This is a genomic window from Paenirhodobacter hankyongi (assembly GCF_003664585.1).
Taxonomy (GTDB): Bacteria; Pseudomonadota; Alphaproteobacteria; order Rhodobacterales; family Rhodobacteraceae; genus Rhodobacter; species Rhodobacter hankyongi.
The window spans coordinates 1-1,498 of record NZ_RCHI01000047.1 but is presented as its reverse complement, the minus strand read 5'-3'; the positions used below and the strand labels follow the sequence as shown (position 1 = coordinate 1,498).

Sequence of the window (1,498 nt, the reverse complement as noted above, 5' to 3'; positions counted from 1 at the left end):
CGCGACCGCGCGCGCTCGGCCTCGACGCAGAAGGGCATGAGCGGGCAGGCCCGGATCAACTGCGCCGTCGTGCGCGTCGCCGCCTGACACAGGGCGCGGCCGCGGTTCCCCCGCGGCCGGCCATTTCTGCGACCCACCCCCAAGACAAGAGACAGAGGAAGAAGACGATGGATTTTGCCCAGTTCGACAGCCGCTCGGCGGCCGAGAAGCCAGGCCGCGTGCACCTGCTGCACCCGGTCACCGGCGCCGAGCTTTACGCCGACGCCGAGCAGACGAAGCCCTGCATCGTGCTGGTGCGCGGCACCGAGAGCCGCACGGCGCAGAAGGCGCTGCGGGCGGCGCAGCAGGAGCGGATGAAGGCGAAGCCGAAGAAGGGCGACCTGCAGATGCTCGAGGATCTGCACGCGCAGATGGTCGACAGCGCGGTGCCGCTGATCGCGGGCTTCGAGAATGTCTCGCGCGGCGAGGCGGCGCTGACGGTGGCCGAGGACGACATCCGCTGGTTCCTGAACCTGCAGATGGTGAACGGGCAGGAGGGCGAGCGCTCCTTCGTCGAACAGGTGCTGACCTTCGCCTCGCGCCGCGACAGCTACCTGGGAAACGCCGCGGCCGCCTGATCCTCTACGCGCGACAGCTCGGGCACCTGCACTCGGTGCCCAAAAGCTGGACGGTGTCGCGGCTGACCTTCGCGCAAAGGCGCGGCCGCGACCTGCGCCTGCCGGTGCTCGACGCCGGGCAGTATCTGGTCGAGGCGATGCAGATCCTCGGGCCGCTCCGGCCCGGGCTCGCCGAGGCGCGCGCCACCGACTGGCCCGAGATCGCGGCCTTCGCCCGGGCGACCGAGCGGCTGTCCGAGCCCTGGGAGATCGAGACGCTCGCGGCGATGTGCGCGGGCTATTGCGCGGCCCTGAAGGCCGGAGAGGACCCGCTGGCGATCGCGCCGGTGGATCTCGATGACAGCACGGCGGGCTGAGCGGCCCGCCGTTTCCCCTTGCACGATCGGAGCCCCGACATGTCGATGAGCAGCCCCGCAGCGATGCAGGTGAGCGCCACGCTCGACCTCTCGCAATACGAAAGCCGGTCGCGCACGCTGGTGGCGACGACGCAGAAGATGGCGGCGAACGTCAACACGGCGATGGCCGGGATCTCGCGCTCGGTCGCGGGCTCTGGCACCGCCTTCGACCGGCTGCGCGCCTCGCTCGACCCGGCCTTCGCCGCCTCGCAGCGGTATCGCCAGATCCAGCAGGATCTTGCCGCGATGGTGGAGCGGGGCGATGCGACGCAGCGCGCGGCGAACATCGCGCTCGAGCAGGCGGCGAGCCGCTACATGGGCGTGGCCACCGCGGCCGAGCGGGCCGAGCAGGTGCAGCGCGAGCAGGCCGCGGCGGTGGCACTCTCGACCGGGCAATACGAGGCGCTGCGGGCCTCGCTCGATCCGGTCTATGCGAGCTCGAAGCGCTATGAGGCGGCACAGCAGTCGATGGCGGCCGCGGTCAAG

The 1,498-nt window shown here is 71.2% G+C and carries 3 protein-coding genes; all 3 read left to right on the top strand.

The annotated features are described in order from the left end of the window. The first annotated feature begins 167 nt into the window (after positions 1-167). The gene (locus DYS74_RS18390) at positions 168-617 is read left to right on the top strand and encodes a hypothetical protein (RefSeq protein ID WP_121535064.1); all 450 of its coding nucleotides are present in this window, start codon (positions 168-170) and stop codon (positions 615-617) included. 53 nt (positions 618-670) lie between these two features. Continuing rightward, positions 671-973, top strand: a complete 303-nt coding sequence (locus DYS74_RS18385; RefSeq protein WP_121535063.1) for a hypothetical protein — start codon at positions 671-673, stop codon at positions 971-973. Positions 974-1,012: 39 nt separating this feature from the next. Further along, positions 1,013-1,498 (top strand): hypothetical protein (locus tag DYS74_RS18380; RefSeq protein ID WP_147435541.1); only part of this gene is annotated, 486 nt, incomplete at its 3' end.